This window comes from Achromobacter sp. SIMBA_011 (assembly GCF_046535435.1).
Taxonomy (GTDB): Bacteria; Pseudomonadota; Gammaproteobacteria; order Burkholderiales; family Burkholderiaceae_B; genus Achromobacter; species Achromobacter dolens.
This window is the reverse complement of sequence record NZ_JAWRWN010000232.1, coordinates 1-307: the sequence shown is the minus strand read 5'-3', so window position 1 is coordinate 307 and position 307 is coordinate 1. Positions and strand designations below refer to the sequence as shown.

The following is a 307-nucleotide window of genomic DNA, read 5'->3' as shown; positions in this document are numbered from 1 at the left end:
CATGAGGATCAGGTCGCGCCCCGAGGGCGACAGCGGTCCGATCGATAACAGGGGGGTGGTGAGGGTGACCAGCCACGACATGACCGACAGCAGGCCAAGCCGCATGACAGGCGCCAGGCTCAGGCCAAGGATGCGCGCGCGGTCGCGTTGCGACGGCGGCAGCTTGTCCGCCAGGATGGCGATGAAAATCAGGTTATCGATTCCCAGGACCATCTCAAGTACGACCAGGGTAAGCAAGCCGACCCACGCCGCCGGGTCCAGCAGCCACTCCATCAGCAGCTCCAGAAGTTACACGACCGGTAATCGT

General features: G+C 63.5%; 1 protein-coding gene. It reads right to left on the bottom strand.

Going from position 1 to position 307, the window contains the following annotated elements:
• Positions 1–273 (bottom strand): TerC family protein (locus tag SB816_RS30720; protein WP_410548081.1); only part of this gene is annotated, 273 nt, incomplete at its 3' end.
• Between the last annotated feature and the right edge of the window lie 34 nt (positions 274–307).